The organism is Acidobacteriota bacterium (assembly GCA_026393675.1).
Lineage (GTDB): Bacteria > Acidobacteriota > Vicinamibacteria > Vicinamibacterales > JAKQTR01 > JBAXOX01.
In genome coordinates this window covers 169,167-184,799 of the sequence record JAPKZQ010000045.1, presented here as the reverse complement: position 1 = coordinate 184,799, position 15,633 = coordinate 169,167, and the positions used below count along the sequence as shown (strand labels likewise).

The 15,633-nt window shown below is 63.6% G+C and carries 14 protein-coding genes and 1 tRNA gene; 4 read left to right on the top strand and 11 right to left on the bottom strand.

Annotated features, from left to right (window positions below; all coding sequences use genetic code 11):
* Positions 1-4: 4 nt before the first annotated feature.
* Positions 5-2,299: a DPP IV N-terminal domain-containing protein gene (locus tag NT151_12260; protein ID MCX6539688.1), complete on the bottom strand. Its 2,295-nt coding sequence runs from the start codon at positions 2,297-2,299 to the stop codon at positions 5-7.
* A 284-nt stretch (positions 2,300-2,583) separates the two neighbouring features.
* Here NT151_12260 and NT151_12255 point away from each other — a divergent pair, with 284 nt between their 5' ends.
* Positions 2,584-3,123, top strand: coding sequence for a hypothetical protein (locus NT151_12255; GenBank protein MCX6539687.1), 540 nt, complete (start codon positions 2,584-2,586; stop codon positions 3,121-3,123).
* Between the two features lie 68 nt (positions 3,124-3,191).
* Here NT151_12255 and NT151_12250 read toward each other — a convergent pair whose 3' ends face one another.
* The gene (locus tag NT151_12250; GenBank protein MCX6539686.1) at positions 3,192-4,829 is read right to left on the bottom strand and encodes an ABC-F family ATP-binding cassette domain-containing protein; all 1,638 of its coding nucleotides are present in this window, start codon (positions 4,827-4,829) and stop codon (positions 3,192-3,194) included.
* A 56-nt stretch (positions 4,830-4,885) separates the two neighbouring features.
* Positions 4,886-7,279 carry a PAS domain S-box protein gene (locus NT151_12245; protein ID MCX6539685.1) on the bottom strand — a complete coding sequence of 798 codons (2,394 nt, stop codon included), beginning with the start codon at positions 7,277-7,279 and terminating at the stop codon, positions 4,886-4,888.
* 380 nt (positions 7,280-7,659) lie between these two features.
* Here NT151_12245 and NT151_12240 point away from each other — a divergent pair, with 380 nt between their 5' ends.
* Positions 7,660-8,184, top strand: a complete 525-nt coding sequence (locus tag NT151_12240; protein ID MCX6539684.1) for a hypothetical protein — start codon at positions 7,660-7,662, stop codon at positions 8,182-8,184.
* A gap of 188 nt (positions 8,185-8,372) precedes the next feature.
* Here NT151_12240 and NT151_12235 read toward each other — a convergent pair.
* The 8 genes from NT151_12235 to rplM form a co-directional block, all read right to left on the bottom strand.
* Positions 8,373-8,448, bottom strand: a tRNA-Ala gene (locus tag NT151_12235).
* Positions 8,449-8,576: 128 nt separating this feature from the next.
* Complete coding sequence (locus NT151_12230; protein ID MCX6539683.1) at positions 8,577-9,749, bottom strand: threonine synthase; 1,173 nt, start codon at positions 9,747-9,749, stop codon at positions 8,577-8,579.
* A gap of 56 nt (positions 9,750-9,805) precedes the next feature.
* On the bottom strand, positions 9,806-10,366 hold the full coding sequence (gene frr, locus NT151_12225) for a ribosome recycling factor (GenBank protein ID MCX6539682.1): 561 nt from the start codon (positions 10,364-10,366) through the stop codon (positions 9,806-9,808).
* A gap of 80 nt (positions 10,367-10,446) precedes the next feature.
* Positions 10,447-11,178 carry a UMP kinase gene (gene pyrH, locus NT151_12220; GenBank protein ID MCX6539681.1) on the bottom strand — a complete coding sequence of 244 codons (732 nt, stop codon included), beginning with the start codon at positions 11,176-11,178 and terminating at the stop codon, positions 10,447-10,449.
* A 66-nt stretch (positions 11,179-11,244) separates the two neighbouring features.
* Positions 11,245-11,847, bottom strand: coding sequence for a translation elongation factor Ts (tsf, locus tag NT151_12215; protein MCX6539680.1), 603 nt, complete (start codon positions 11,845-11,847; stop codon positions 11,245-11,247).
* A gap of 115 nt (positions 11,848-11,962) precedes the next feature.
* Complete coding sequence (rpsB, locus tag NT151_12210) at positions 11,963-12,805, bottom strand: 30S ribosomal protein S2 (GenBank protein MCX6539679.1); 843 nt, start codon at positions 12,803-12,805, stop codon at positions 11,963-11,965.
* A gap of 34 nt (positions 12,806-12,839) precedes the next feature.
* Positions 12,840-13,232: a 30S ribosomal protein S9 gene (gene rpsI / locus NT151_12205; GenBank protein MCX6539678.1), complete on the bottom strand. Its 393-nt coding sequence runs from the start codon at positions 13,230-13,232 to the stop codon at positions 12,840-12,842.
* Between the two features lies 1 nt (position 13,233).
* The gene (gene rplM / locus NT151_12200; GenBank protein MCX6539677.1) at positions 13,234-13,665 is read right to left on the bottom strand and encodes a 50S ribosomal protein L13; all 432 of its coding nucleotides are present in this window, start codon (positions 13,663-13,665) and stop codon (positions 13,234-13,236) included.
* 299 nt (positions 13,666-13,964) lie between these two features.
* Here rplM and pilM point away from each other — a divergent pair, with 299 nt between their 5' ends.
* The gene (gene pilM, locus NT151_12195) at positions 13,965-15,026 is read left to right on the top strand and encodes a type IV pilus assembly protein PilM (GenBank protein MCX6539676.1); all 1,062 of its coding nucleotides are present in this window, start codon (positions 13,965-13,967) and stop codon (positions 15,024-15,026) included.
* The gene (locus tag NT151_12190) at positions 15,023-15,607 is read left to right on the top strand and encodes a PilN domain-containing protein (protein ID MCX6539675.1); all 585 of its coding nucleotides are present in this window, start codon (positions 15,023-15,025) and stop codon (positions 15,605-15,607) included. Before pilM ends, NT151_12190 begins: the two co-directional genes overlap by 4 nt.
* Positions 15,608-15,633: the final 26 nt, after the last annotated feature.

The following is a 15,633-nucleotide window of genomic DNA, read 5'->3' as shown; positions in this document are numbered from 1 at the left end:
GAGGTCACTTCGTCGGCTGACTGGCCGGCGTCTTCGGCGGCTCCGTCAGGGGCCACGCCGGCGGAGTCAGGCCCAGCAGATGTTGCACGAAGAAGTCGTATCGCTTGTGCTCGCCGTACGCGCCTCCAGGTCCGTGTCCGGCTCCGGGGATGACGAGCAGGTCGAACGGCTTGTTGTGCTTGATGAGCTGGTTGACCACCTGCATGGTCGACGACGGATCGACGTTGGTGTCCATTTCGCCGACGACAAGCAGGACGTCGCCCTGGAGTCGAGACGCGTTGTCCACATTCGATGAGGCGCCATATTCGGGACCGAGTGGCCAGCCCATCCACTGTTCGTTCCACCAGATCTTGTCCATGCGGTTGTCGTGGCATCCGGCTGCCGAGACTGCCGCTTTGTAGAACTCGGGATGGAAGAGCAGGGCGCCAAGTGAGTTCTGCCCGCCAGCCGACGTGCCGTAGATGCCCACGCGCGTGATGTCGTAGGACGCGTACCTGGCGGCGACGGCCTTGTGCCACAGGATCCGATCTGGGAAGCCCGCGTCTCCCAGGTTCTTCCAGGCCACATCGTGGAACGCCTTCGATCGGTTCGATGTGCCCATTCCGTCAATCTGGACGACGATGAAGCCAAGGTCGGCCTGGGCTTGCATGGCGTTAAAGGCGGCGAACGACTTGGGCACGAATGAACCCTGCGGCCCGGCGTAGATGTTCTCAATAACGGGGTACTTCTTCTTCGGATCGAAGTTGGTGGGCCGGTAAATGACGCCCCAGATGTTGGTGTGGCCGTCGCGAGCGACCGACGTGAAGACCTCGGGCGCGCGCCAGCCGGCCTTGAGAAGCGCAGTCGCGTCGCCGCGCTCGATGACCGCGACCAGCGTGGCGTCAGAGGTCCGGCGGAGTTCGGAGACCGGCGGCAGATCGACGCGGGAGTAGTGGTCCACGTAAAGTTTCGCGTCGGATGAGAAGCTCACGGTGTGGTTGGCATCCGCGTCGGTCAGCGGCGTGAGGCCGGTGCCGTCGAAGTTGATTCGGTAGTAGTGGACGAAATACGGATCCTTGCCGGGGTACATGCCGCTGGCGCTGAAGTAGATCTGCCGCTTGTCCTCGTCAACGCGCGTGACGCCGCGCACTACCCAGGGCCCCTTCGTGATCTGGTTCTTCACCGTGCCAGTCGTGCCGTCGTAGAGATACAGGTGGTTCCACCCGTCACGCTCCGACATCCAGAGGATCTCCTTCCCGTCGTCCTGGATATCGCGGCGATACTTTTTGCCGGAGTAGCAGAAGAACGTCTTGCTCTCCTCGGTGATGACGGCTCGCGTCTTTGCCGTCGCGGCATCGACCTCGATCACACGGTAGACCTGGTGCCCGCGCTGGTTGAATTCGAATGTGAACGCGGAGCTGTCCTTCCGCCATTGCGGCCGCGTGATGTCGTAGGGGTTGGGGAAGAGCGCGTTGTCGACTACCAACTGTTTCTTGGCCATGACGAGGAAGAGAACCGGCTGGTCAAGGTCGAGCACGTCACCCGGCTTCGCGTAGAACCGCGACGATACTTTCGGCTGCAGCTGATCCTCGGGCGACGACTCCACGTAATGCACCATGCGGCGGTAGCCGGGAATCACCCGATTGGCGATGAGTGTCTTTGAGTCTGGCGCCCATTGGATGGTGTCAAGTTCGTAGCAGTTGGCTTCGGAGCCGTCGGTGCTGAGGTGCGTCCACGGCTTCGCGTCTGCCGCCCGGATGACGATGTTGTAGTTGTTCGTGAAGGCCTCCCACTTGCCATCCGGCGACACCCGGGGCTTATCGTCTGGCGAGGGCGGCGTGCAGGGCGGCTGGGGTTGTCGGCGTTCGAAGGCGCCGGTCAGATCGGTTTTCGAGCAGGCGTAGTCGGCGAGCTTGCACGTCCACGTGGACCCGTCGAACCGCACTTCGATCGCGTTCTCGCCATCCCGAAACGAGAAGGTGTTGAACGGGAGTGTCTGCGCCGTGTATTTGCGGCCGGCCAGCTTCGAGAGCGAGGCCGCCAGCTTCTCGTGGTCGAAGGCCGGGCGCTTCTGCTGCGTGTCGGCATCGACGAGCACGAACTCGTTTCCGCCCTGAACCGACCGCCGATACCAGAAGCGCGTCGTGCGGCCGACCCAGGTCGCTGAATCTGCCATTCCAAGGGCGACGTTCTGGTACTTTTCGCGAAGGCCATTGGCCCGCTGATAGTCCGCCGCCGTCCCTTGCGCGGCGACCATGGCCGGCAGGAGTTCGACGCCCAAGGCACACACCAGAATCCACACGCTCGGTCGCAGGTCCATCTCATCCTCCGTGAAATCAGACAGGCCGGCATTGTATTACCCGGGATATCGCGGCGGGAGCGAATTCGACCAACCGGAAATTTGACCTACAAATTGCGGGGCTCGACGGAGAATTCTGTGTGCCCGGACTACATGGCGTGGGGCGTCCAAACCCACGGAAACAGCTCCAGCCGACGCAGCGTCGCGCAGTGGTGTGCAGTTCCGGTATCCTCCGGGTGTTGGTTTCGTCTTTGGAGCCGATAATCGGTTACGGGTATCAACTCGCCGGTCGGAAGGAGACCACCATGGGACGCGTTGGACAGACACTTGGCATCGCGGCGATCGTGATCGCGGTGGCTGTGCCGGCACTGGCGCAGGACAAGGCTTCGGTGCCCGCGCGAGGCGCTGGGCCGGATGGTAGCGAGAAGACGTGGAATCTCGTTCTGACGCTCAGGCCCGACCAGGCTCGTAAGGCCGCAAACGACTTGGTTCAGATGGTGAAGAATCCGTCCGGGAAGACGCCACCGATTCTCTCCGACCTGCTGGGCATCCTCTCGGCGAGAATTGCAGTCGAGGACGCCGGGCAGCAGGCCGACAAGAAATCGACGAATGGACCCGCAGCCAACAGCATGGCCACCTCGGCTTGTGTGGCCGCGTTGAACGCGATTGGCCAGCAGGCGGAGGTCGTCCGCAACGGGTATGGGGCATTGGCGGCCGGCCTGCCTGAAGACAAAGTGGCCGACCTTCGCCACCAAGTCCAGTCGCTGGCCAACCAGTTGGTGAACGCCACCAAATCAGCGATCGATCAGGCGCGCAAGGACCCCGCACCCCCGGCAAAACGATAAACCCACCCAGCCTCTCACTCGTTCACGGTGTTCGGATAGACGTGGAATCTGGGCCTGGCCCCAATTGCCTAGGCGTGCACGCCGGGCGCTTCGTGTCCGGTCCGCTGCACATACTCGACGTAGGAACCGGGGTAGAGGTGCGGGTGGGTGTCGTCGCCGCTCTCGCCGCCCAGTTCGAGCACGCGGTTGCTGAGGCCGCGCAGAAACGTGCGGTCGTGCGAGACAAACAGCATCGTGCCGTCGAAGTTCTTCAACGCGTCGACCAGCATCTCCTTGGTCGCCAGGTCCAGGTGGTTGGTGGGCTCGTCGAGCACGAGGAAGTTCGGCGGGTTGAGGAGCATCCGGGCCATCACGAGCCGCGTCTTTTCCCCGCCAGACAGAGACCGGATCTTCTTGTCCACGTCATCGCCTGAGAACTGGAACGCGCCAGCCAGGTTGCGCAGCGCACCAATCGACTCCTGCGGGAAGTCCTTCTGCAGTTGCTCATCGATGGTGAGATCCGGGTCGAGGATGTCGAGCGCGGCCTGCGCGAAATAGCCCATCTTCAGGCTGGCGCCAAGCCGGATGGTCCCTGAATCGGCGTCGAGCACGCCCGCGACCATCTTCAGAAGCGTGGTTTTGCCCGCGCCATTGCGGCCCATCACCGACCAGCGTTCTCCGCGCCGGATGGTCATGTTGAGGCCGTCGTAGACCACGTGCCGGCCATAGGCCTTCGAGACATCCTCCAGCGTGACGACGAGATCCCCCGACCGGGGCGGCGTGCGAAAGTCGAACCGCACGACCTTCCGCTTCCTGGGCAGTTCGATCTTCTCAATCTTGTCGAGCGCCTTCACCCGGCTCTGCACCTGCGCCGCCTTGGCCGCATGCGCCGAGAACCGTTCGATGAAGCGGCGTTCTTTGGCCAGCATCGCCTGCTGACGCGCGTAGGCGGCCTCGCGGTTGGTCTCGCGGATGGCCCGCTCGCGCTCGTAGAAGTCGTAGTTGCCCGAGTAGACGGTGATTTCCCCGCCGTCGATCTCCGCGATTTTTGTCACGACGCGGTTCATGAACTCGCGATCGTGCGACGTCATCAGCAGCGCGCCGGCGCGCGACTTCAGGAACGCCTCGAGCCAGATAATCGACTCGATATCCAGGTGGTTGGTCGGCTCGTCCATCAGCAGGATGTCCGGGTTGCCGAGCAGCACCCGCGCCATCGCCACGCGCATCTTCCATCCGCCGGAGAGCGCGCCGACGTCGCCGTCGATGCGCTCGTCCTCGAAGCCGAGGCCATGAAGGACTTCGCGCGCCTGGGCCTCGAGCGCGTAGCCGCCGAGGTGGTCGTACTCCTCCTGCACCTCGCCGAAGCGAGCGAGAATGGCGTCCATCTCGTCGGCCTTCGCCGGGTCGCTCATCGCGTGCTGCAGGGCCTCGAGTTCGTGGTGCAGATCGCCGGCTCGGCCGCTGCCAGCGATCGTCTCGTCGACGACCGAGCGGCCCGCCATATCCTCGATGTCCTGGCGGAAGTAGCCGATGGTCAACCGCTTTGGCACCGTCAGATCGCCCTCGTCTGGCGCTTCCTCGCCGACGATCATCCGGAAGAGCGTCGTCTTGCCGGAGCCGTTCGGGCCGACCAGACCGACCTTTTCGCCCGGGTTGATCTGGAACGAGGCGTCGACAAAGAGGATCTGGCGGCCGTACTGCTTGCTGATGTTCGAGAACGAGATCATGGGGTCCAGACATTCTGACAGAAAACCCGTCAGCAACGTGGGCCCCAGATTCGATGCTATGTCCGAGCCTTGAACGCCTCGCGCACCTTGGCGGCCAGCGCCCCCGCCGAGAACGGCTTCTGGATGAAGTGCACCCCCTCATCCAACACGCCGTGGCGGGCGATGATGTCGGCCGTATACCCCGACGTGAACAGGCGGGTGAGCGTCGGATAGCGGGTCAGCAGGTGTTCGGCCAGGTCGCGACCGTTCATCTCCGGCATCACCACGTCGGTGACCAATAGATGAATGCTTCCGGCATGCTGCTCGGCCAGGCGGATCGCCTCAGTCGGTGTGGTCGCGGCCAGCACCGTGTATCCCCATCGTTCGAGCATCGTCTTGCCAAGTTTCAAAAGTGCCGGCTCGTCCTCGACCAGCAAGATCGTCTCCCGTCCGCCCATCTCCGCTTCGGTCGGGCCCTCGGTGGCAGCCGTGGCGGCTTTGCCGGCGTGGCGCGGCAGGTAGATCGCGAACGTCGTTCCCAGGCCAGGTTCGCTGCGGGCGTCGATGAATCCGTTGTTCTGTTTGACGATGCCATACACCGTGGCCAGGCCCAGACCGGTCCCTTCGCCGACGCCCTTGGTGGTGAAGAACGGCTCAAAGACGTGAGCCAGCGTCTCCCGATCCATGCCGCGGCCGGTGTCGCTCACGGCCAGCATCAGGTACGCCCCCGGCACAAATCCCTGGTGGCTGGCGCAGTACGCGTCGTCGAACTCCTCGTCGGCCGTTTCAATGGTCACCTTGCCCACCCCGCTGATGGCGTCGCGGGCATTGACCGACAGGTTCGCCAGGATCTGGTCGATCTGCGAAGGGTCCATCTTGACATGCCCGAGCGTGCTCGCCGGCTTCCACGTCAGATCGATGTTCTCGCCGATGAGTCGCCGCAGCATCTTGAGCATCCCGCTCACGGTCTCGTTCAGGTCGAGCACCCTGGGCGCGATGGTCTGCTTGCGAGCGAAGGCCAGCAATTGGCGTGTCAGGGCAGCCGAGCGCTCCGCCGCCGCGCGGATTTCCTCGAGATTGGCGTACAGCGGTTGGTTGGGGTCCACCTGCTCCAGGGCGAGTTCCGTGTGTCCCATGATGACGGCCAGCATGTTGTTGGAGTCGTGGGCCACCCCGCCCGCCAGGCGGCCGACCGACTCCATTTTCTGAGCCTGGGCCAACTGGTCTTGCAGCGCGGCCTTTTCCGCCTCCGCCCGCTTGCGATCGGTGATGTCCGAGATGATGCCGTGCCAGAGTGCGCCTCCGTCCTCCATGCGCTCTGGGATCGCATGGCACAGACGCCAGCGCAACCCCTGCCGCGGGAGTACGACTCGAAACTCAGAATGGTACGGCTGAAGGGTACGGGCGGATTCCTGGATGGAGGCGACGATGTAGTCGTAATCGTCCGGATGCAGCCGCCCGAACACCGGCGTCGCATCTTCCCTGACGTCTTCGGGGGAGACCTCGTAGATGTCCTCCATGCCCGGGCTAGAGTAGGGGAAGAAGGACCGCCCGTCGAGGCACAGCCGGTATTGATAGATGACGCCGGGCACCTGCGCGGCGAGTTTGGCGAGCAGGTTGTAGCTGTGCTGTCGTTCCGCCTCTGCCTGCACGCGCCTGGTGATGTCGTGTACGAGGATCAGTCTGGTGCGGCGCCCACCGAATTCCAGCGGATGAGACGCGATCTCGACGTTGATGAGTGTGCCGTCCCGCTTCCGATGCCGGGCCCAGGTTTGGTCGACGCCCGGATTCCCCCTCGCGCGATCCAGGGCCTCGTGCATATGCGACAGGTCCTCTGCCGGACGAATGGCCTCGATCGTGCTGGAGAGGAACTCGTCGCGGCTGTAGCCGTATAGAGCCACGGCGGCGTCATTGACCGCGAGAAAGCGCAGAGTTTCGGCGTCGAAGACCCACATGGGGTGTGGATTCGCCTCGAACATATCCCGGTAGCGCGCCTCGCTTTCGCGCAACCGCTGCTCGGTCCCCTTGCGATCGGTGATGTCCTCGGCCGAGCCGAGAATCTGGTGGCAGTGTCCCTGCCGGTCGCGCGCGAACGGGACGTCGCGGCTCTTCAGCCAACGCCACTGTCCCTTGGCGTCTTTCATCCGGTATTCACACTCCAAGACCTCGTCATCGCCGACGACGGCGAGTCGGGCATGGTGTTGCTCAACCAGCGGTGCATCATCTGGATGAAGGAGCGTAGGAAACAGGGCCGATCCCAGTGCGCCGATCTGCTTCGGGGTGTAGCCAAGGACACTTGCGATCTCGCGATTGGAATACACATAGTGCCGTTCGACCAGGTCGTAGATGTAGAGAACAATCGGGGCCGAGTCGAGAATGCGCCCGACCAGATGCTGGGTGTGTTTCAGTGTCCCGTGCGCCTGCTCGCGCATCTCGTCCGGTTTGTCGGAACGGGCCGCCTTCTCACTCATCGGTCTCACCTTCGGTCTTCAGCGTTCTCTTTAGTGACGCTCGAGACGGCCAGGGACAACTGGCCCGCATAATCGCGTGCCCCAATGCCGACAGGAGAAGGTGGGAGGTGTTGGGGCATCTATCAGCGGCTGCTGCTGCAAGGCGCGGAACGTCTGCCGCGTATGAGTATGCACTTGGCTACACGAGTGTCAAGCGGTCAGATCACTGATGGTCAGATCACTGACCTCTGCTGTGATTGCCGCTCCCTTGATGGTTGCGTGCAACATGTTCCAGGCCCGGTTCGTCCGACGTGATGGGACAGGAGAGGTTCCATGCCCGGGACCTCGTGCGCCTCGCCCAATCCAACTCGGTAGCGCGGTTACGACTCGGTGGGGGCTTTATGAAGTTCTCGCTTTCGACATCAACCATCATCGTGGTCGTCTTGTTCAACTTGGCCGGTTGCGGGGGCAAGTCGTCTTCCCCGTCCGCACCAACTCCCACGCCGACGACACTCACCGCCACCCTTACGATCGCGAGCGTGTCGCCAGCCACGATCACGAGCAGCGCGACGAGTCAGACGATCATCGTGACCGGCACCAATTTCCTCAGCGGCTTGACGCTGACGAATACGGCACCCGGCGGCGGGACCACAACGCTCGGCGGGTCACAGATTCAAGACCTCACCACCACGTCCTTTCAGGTGAGTGCTACCTTCGCGGAGCTTGGCAGTTATGGCCTGCAGGTCGCGAATCCCTCCGGGTCTGCCTCTGGCAAATTCGCTGTTGTCACCGGACAGACCATCACGCTGACCGGCCGGGTGTTCGACGTGTTCACGTCGGCGCCCCAGGCGGCGGTCGCCCGATCTCGATCCGTCGTCGTTCAGCGCCAACTTCCTCTCGTTCCCGATGGTGTGGGGACCGATTAAGCCGTAGGTCGCGGTTGAAAAGTTCTGCAGTCCAGAGCAACTCATCCAGCCGGACGGCACGCCGGCGAGGCGAACCCGCATTTCTGCGGAGTCGTTCGGCGTGGTCACAACCTCGTCACAATAACAAGCCGCCGTTTTGGACGTACAAACCGAGGGCCCGCAAGTGCGGGCCCTTCAGTCGCTTCCATTGGTGGACGGCAGGAGGCTCGAACTCCCGGCCTCCGCGTTGCGAACGCGGCGCTCTCCCAGCTGAGCTAGCCGCCCAATATCCAATTATCCTACCATGTGAGAACTGACGTGGACAACGAGGGAGCTTCAACAGGGATTGGGGATTGGCGATTAGGGATTAGCTAATCCCTAACCCCTAATCCCTAGACGCGAGCGCCAGGTCCTTACGCGAGCACATCCAAGTACTTGAGCGCCCCGCCGGTATTGAAGAGCACTACTGTCTCGTTTGGCTTCACCAGCCCCTGCGCCTGCATCTTGCGCAGGGCGGCCAGCGTCGCCCCGCCCTCCGGTGCCGCGCTCACGCCCTCGAGCGCACCGATGGCCTTCATGTCGCGCACCATCTCCTCGTCGCTCACGGCGAGCGCCGTCCCGCCGCTTTCGCGGATGGCGCGGAGAATCAGAAAATCTCCAATCGCCTTGGGCACACGCAGGCCGTCAGCGCAGGTGCGCGCGTTCTGCCACATCTCGGCCCTCTCGGCGCCCTGCTCAAACGCGCGGATGATCGGCGCGCAGTTCTCGGCCTGCACGCTCACCATCCGCGGACGCTTGCAGTTGCGCACCCAGCCGAGCCGCTCAATCTCTTCAAAGGCCTTCCACATGCCGATGATGCCGGTGCCGCCGCCGGTGGGGTAGATGATCCAGTCGGGCCACCGCCAGTCCATCTGCTCGGCCAGCTCATAGCCCATCGTCTTCTTGCCCTCGATGCGGTAGGGCTCCTTGAGGGTGGAGACGTCGTACCACCCAAGCGGGCCGCCGCGCTCAGCCGCCACGCGTCCGGCATCGGTGATGAGGCCCTCGACCAGCGTCACGTCGGCTCCATACAACTCGCACTCGCGGATGAAGGGCACCTTCACGTCGCGCGGCATGAACACCTTGGCCTCGAGACCCGCGCACGCCGCGTAGGCCGCCATCGCATTGGCCGCGTTGCCCGCCGATGGCACCGACAGCGTCTTGGCACCGACGGTGCGGGCCTTGGTGACGGCGGCCGAGAGGCCGCGGGCCTTGAACGAATTGGTCGGATTGAGCGATTCGTCCTTGATGTAGAGCGCGGTCAGCCCCAGCGCGCGGCCCAGCCGTTCGGCGTGGATAAGCGGGGTGAAGCCCTCGCCGAGCGTCACCGGCTGCTCACCGTCGACAAGCGGCATCAACTCGCGGTACCGCCACATATTCGGTTCGCGCCCCGACAGGCTGTCCTTCGACCATGTCGCGGCCGCCGCGTCGAGGTCGTAACAGGCCACGAGCGGCATGCCGCACGAGCACAGATGGTTCCATTGGCGCGGATCGCGCGGTGGCGCGCCGCACGGTACAGAACACTCCAGATGGGTCAGCAATGACACGATGGAATCCCCAGGGGGCGGGTGGCTCAGGAGGACGAAGGCGGGGAACTCCCGTCTTACTTCCCGAGCAGTTCGGTGTCTTTCTTGTTCTGCAGGTCGTCAACCAGGCGGATGTGCAGGTCGGTGACCTTCTGTACCTCGTCGAGGCCCTTTCGTTCATCGTCTTCCGACACCAGCTTGTCTTTGAGCAGCTTCTTGAGCTTCTCGTTGGTGTCGCGCCGGGCCAGCCGTACGTTGTTACGTGCCTCTTCGGCGAGTTTGTGCACGTGCCGCGACATCTCCTTGCGTCGTTCCTCGGTGAGCGCGGGAATCGGGATCCGCACGAGCTTGCCGTCGTTGTTCGGATTCAACCCGAGGTCCGAGGCGCGGATCGCCTTCTCGACCGCGGCGAGCAGCGACGGGTCGAACGGCTGCGCCACAATCGTCATCGGATCCGGCACCGACAACGAGGCCACCTGGTTCAGCGGCATCCGCGAGCCGTACGCGTCCACGTGGACCGGATCAAGGATGTTGATGGTCGCCCGTCCGGTGCGCACACCAGCCAGCTCGTGACGCAAATGATCGATCACCGTATCCATGCGCTTCTTGAGGTCGGCGTACAGGCTCTTGAGATCGATGACATCCATGTTTGTCTACTCCGCCAGGTCGCCACGCCGGGCCGGCGACAACCGGCCCCGCGACCCGGATGTACCGTTGGCTACATCTTGACGGTCGTGCCGATCGGCTCGCCCATGATGGCCCGCTTCATGTTTCCTGGCGTGCGCAGGTTGAAGACGATGATGGGAAGGCGGTTGTCCATGCACAGCGAAATCGCCGTGGCGTCCATCACCTTGAGCTGCTTTTCCAGCACTTCCAAATAGGAGATCTGGTCGAATCTGGTCGCCGTCGGATCCTTCATCGGGTCGGCCGAATAGATGCCGTCGACTTTGGTCGCTTTGAGGATGACCTCGGCCTTCACCTCCATCGCGCGCAGCGCCGCCGCCGTATCCGTCGTGAAGTACGGATTGCCCGTGCCGCCCGCGAAGATCACCACGCGGCCCTTCTCGATGTGCCGCACCGCCCGGCGCCGGATGAACGGCTCCGCCACCGAGTGCATCTCGATCGCCGTCAGTACGCGCGTGACGACGCCAATCTGCTCGAGCGCATCCTGCAGCGCGAGGGCATTGATCACCGTACCCAGCATCCCCATGTAGTCGGCCTGCGCGCGATCCATGCCCTTCGTGCTGGCCGCGACGCCGCGGAAAATGTTGCCGCCGCCGATGACAATGGCCGTCTGCACGCCGAGTTGCTGGATTTCGCCCACCTCGCGGGCAATCTGCGAGGCCACGTGGGGATCGATGCCGAACTGCTGCTCACCCATCAGGGCTTCCCCTGACAGCTTGAGCAGCACACGGCGGTAGGCGGGAGCGGAATGCGACGTGTCGGGCATAGGCGGACCGATTATATCAGCCCCTCGACCAGGCTCCGATCGGAGGATCTGGGAGCGGTGGCGAGATTACTCGGCGCTCTCTCCAAGCCTGAACCGGCTGAACCGTGACACGACGATGTTCTCGCCCGTCTTGGCGACGGCCAGTGACACCATCTGGCCAATCGAGACGGCCTGGTCACGCACCGACGGCTGATCGAGCAGCACGATCTGGCTGTAGAAACTGCCCAGCTTGCCTTCGATGATCTTCTCGATGACCTGGGCTGGCTTGCCGGAGCTCTCGAACTGCGCCCGGTAGATGGCTTTCTCCTTCTCGAGGAGCTCGGCCGGCACGTCTTCCCGTCGCACGTACTTCGGATCGGCCGCCGCGATGTGCATCGCGATTTCCTTCACCAGGTGCTGAAAGTCCTCGGTGCGCGCGACGAAGTCGGATTCGCAGTTCACTTCAAGCAGGACGCCGATCTTGCCGCCCATGTGGATGTAGCTGTTCACGAGGCCCTGCGACGTATTCCGGCCGGCCCGCTTGGCGGCCTGCGCCAGGCCGCGCTTGCGGAGGACGGTGACGGCCTCCGCCAAGCTTCCGTTGGCTTCGGTCAGGGCAGCCTTGCACTCCATCATGCCCGCGCCCGTCTTCTCCCGAAGCGTCTTCACCTGTTCTGCTGTGATAGCCATGGTGCTACGGTCTCCGATGTACGCAAGAAGCGCCGGCCAGGGAACGGTTCCGGCCGGCGCGGAAGTCCACTCTCATCATCCCCGACACGCTGTGGCGTTCCGGGGTGTCAGGCAATCAGGCCGATGCCGGGGCCGCCGCTGGTGCCAGCGGCGGGGCCGGAGGCGGGGCCGGAGGCGGGGCATCCGGTTTCGGCCGCCGCGCCGCGACTCTCGCCGCACGTTCGGTCACCGCTGCCGCGTCGGCTTCCGCCTGCGCCTCGGCGCGAGCCGATTCCCTCATGCCGCGTCCTGCCATGATCGCATCGGCGATGTGCGAGGTGAACAGCCGGATCGACCGCAGGGCATCGTCGTTACCCGGAATCACGAAATCCACATCTTCGGGATCGCAATTGGTGTCGACCACGCCAATGACCGGGATCTTCAGCTTGCGGGCCTCGTCGACCGCGATCTTCTCTTTCCGCGTGTCCACGACGAAAATCGCGTCGGGCAGCTTGGTCATCTGCCGGATGCCATCGAGGTTCTTCGAGATCTTCTTCTTCTCTTTCTCGATGCCCGCGATTTCCTTCTTCGAGAGCGACTCGTACCGGCCGTCGGCGTTCATGGCCTCGAGTTCGCGTAAGCGCGCCAGGCTGCGCTGGATCGTCGTGAAGTTGGTCAGCAGTCCGCCCAGCCACCGCTGGTTCACGAAGTGCATGCCGCACCGCTGCGACTCGTCAGCCACCGCGTCCTGTGCCTGACGCTTCGTCCCGACGAAGAGCACCGTGCCACCATCGGCCGCCAGGTTCGTGACGAAGTCCTCCGCTTCGCGGTAGAGCTTCGACGTCTTGCCCAGGTCGATGATGTAGATGCCGTTGCGTTCCCCGAAGATATATGGCTTCATCTTCGGATTCCAGCGCTTGGTCTGGTGGCCGAAATGCACGCCGGCCTCCAGCAGTTCCTTGATGGCGATCCCGCTCAAGCGTCCTCCCTTTAACCGAAAAAACAGCTCTCGATTACCGTTTACTGAACTGGAAGCGCTTGCGCGCGCCGGCCAGCCCGTACTTCTTGCGTTCCTTGGCCCGCGCGTCACGCGTCAGCAGGCCTTCCTTCTTCAACGCCCCGCGCAGCTCCAGGTTATAGCGGCACAAAGCGCGCGAGATGCCAAGGCGGACCGCGCCCGCCTGGCCCGCAATGCCGCCCCCCGCGACCGTCGCCAGAATGTCGAACTTGTCGGTGGTTTCGGTGAGCACCAGGGGCTGCCGGATCTCGGTGCGCAGCACTTCAGTGGGGAAGTAGTTCGCGAACTCGCGGGCGTTGACGGAGATCGTGCCGTTTCCCGGCCGAAGGAAGACGCGGGCAGTAGAGGTCTTACGGCGCCCGGTGCCGTAGTACTGGATCAGAGTCAAGTTACGCTACCTCGAGCTTGATTGGTTTCTGCGCGGTATGCGGGTGGATGGCCCCCGCGTACACCTTCAGCTTGCGATACATCGCGTCGCCCAGCTTTGTCTTCGGCAGCATGCCCCGAACGGCTTCTTCGACCATACGAAGCGGCGTCCGCGCGCGCACGACGCTGGCGCGTTCCTCGCGCAAGCCGCCTTCGTAGCCGCTATGGCGGCGATAGATCTTGTCTTCTTCCTTGCGGCCCGTCAGCTTGACGCGACTCGCGTTGACGACGATGACGAAGTCACCAGTGTCGAGAAATGGCGTGTAGATCGGGCGATGTTTGCCCATCAGCATCCGGGCGGCACGTGTGGCCACGCGACCCAGCACTTTTCCGTCGGCGTCGATCTCGATCCACTGCCGATCCAGTTCGGCGAGTTTCGCCGTATACGTTCGCATCTGCAAGTCCCTATGTTTCAGTCAATTTCGGCGACGGCAAACCAAAATCGTACCAGTCCTTTCGTGCCTTGTCAACCGCTCCGCCTCATCCTCCGAGAGGCTACACGGGGCTTCGGCAAAAAATCCTGCAGCAAATCTCGTCACGCGCCGATAAGCAGAAGCGAAGTTAGTGCGTGAGGGCTCTCACGCACCGGGTCGATGCCTGGAGCGGTCGTGCAAGTCGCACCCAGGCAGACACTTACGGGATACCGGCCACAGGCAAGGGCCCCGGAGCTTCGGAAAGGGCAGGGAACACCGACGTGTTCGGCATCGGCAAATCCAGAACGGTCGTCGGGCTCGACATTGGATCGAGTGCCGTCAAGGCGGTCGAACTCAAGTCAGCTGGCGGGGGGTACCGCATCGCCGCGATTGCGAGCGAAGCGATCCCGCCCGACAGCATCGTCGATGGCGCCATCATCGACGGGGCCGGGGTCGCCGACGCCATTCGTCGCGTGCTCGACCAGGCCGGCATCAAGTCCCGCGACATGGCGGCATCGCTCTCCGGCAACGCCGTCATCGTCAAGAAGATCAGTCTTCCGCAGATGACCGAGGCGGAGTTGGCCGAGACGATTCGCTGGGAGGCTGAGCAGTACATTCCCTTCGACGTGCAGGACGTCAATCTCGACTATCAGATTCTCGATGCGGGCGGCGCGAGCGGGAAGACGGCGATGGATGTGCTGCTGGTGGCGGCCAAGAAGGACAAGATCGGGGACTACACGAGCGTGATCGCACAGGCCGGTCGCGTGCCTGTCGTGATCGACGTCGATGCCTTCGCGATGCAGAACGCCTTCGAGGCCAACTACGACACGGACCCGGCCGCAGTGAACGTGTTGATGAATGTGGGGGCCAGCGGCATCAACATCAACATCGTCTGCGGCGGAGCCTCCGCGTTCACCCGCGACATCTCGGTCGGCGGCAATGCGTTCACCGAAGCCATCCAGCGCGAGTTCAACCTGCCGTTCGGGCAGGCGGAGCAGGCCAAGCGCGGCGAGGCCGTCGCAGGCGCGCAGATGCAGGAGATGCGTCCGGTGCTGAAGGCGGTGACCGAGAACGTGCTGCTCGAAATCCAGAAGACCTTCGACTTCTTCCGCGCGACGGCCACCTCCGATCGCCTCGACCGCATCATGCTTTGCGGCGGCGGCTCCCGCGTCGACGGGTTCGTCAGCGCGCTCAGCGAGCGATTCGGGCTGCCGGTGGAACCGCTCGATCCGTTCCGGCGCATTCCGTTCGACGCCGCGAAGTTCGGCGTCGCCGCAGACGAGGTGGCCCCGACCTCGGTCGTGGCCGTGGGGTTGGCGCTGCGGCGGGAGGGCGACCGATGATCCACATCAATCTGCTGAGCCCCGAACGCGAGCAGCCCAGGCATCGTCGGGCCGTCTCCTCGTTTGACGGGTCCGGCCAGAAAGTCACGGTCGCATGCACGCTGATTCTCGCCGTGGCTGGCGTCGGTGTGGCCTGGTGGTACTGGTCGCTGCAACAGGAGTCGAGCCGGCTGGCGGAGCAGCTGGCGAATGCCCAGCAGGAGAGCCAGCGGCTGCGGTCCAACATCGTCCAAGTGCAGAAGTACGAGGATCAGCGGGCGCAACTGCAGCAGCGGGTGACCCTGATTGAGCAGTTGCGGCGCGGACAGAACGGTCCGGTCCACATGCTGGACGAGATCAGCCGCAGCCTGCCCGACCAGCTATGGCTCACGCAACTCGAACAGAAGGGCAGCGACCTGACGGTCGAAGGGCGGTGCATCGCGTTGACCTCGCTGTCCGATTTCGTGGGCAACCTCGAGCGGAGCGGGTGGTTCAAGAAGCCTGTCGAAATCATCGACAGCCAGCTGGATCAGGTACAGGGGGCCGAGACGACTCTGATCCGGTTCACGATCAAGGCCCGATTCGCGCCTCCGGGCGCCTGACGTTGTGCAATTCCGGTAAAGCCGGA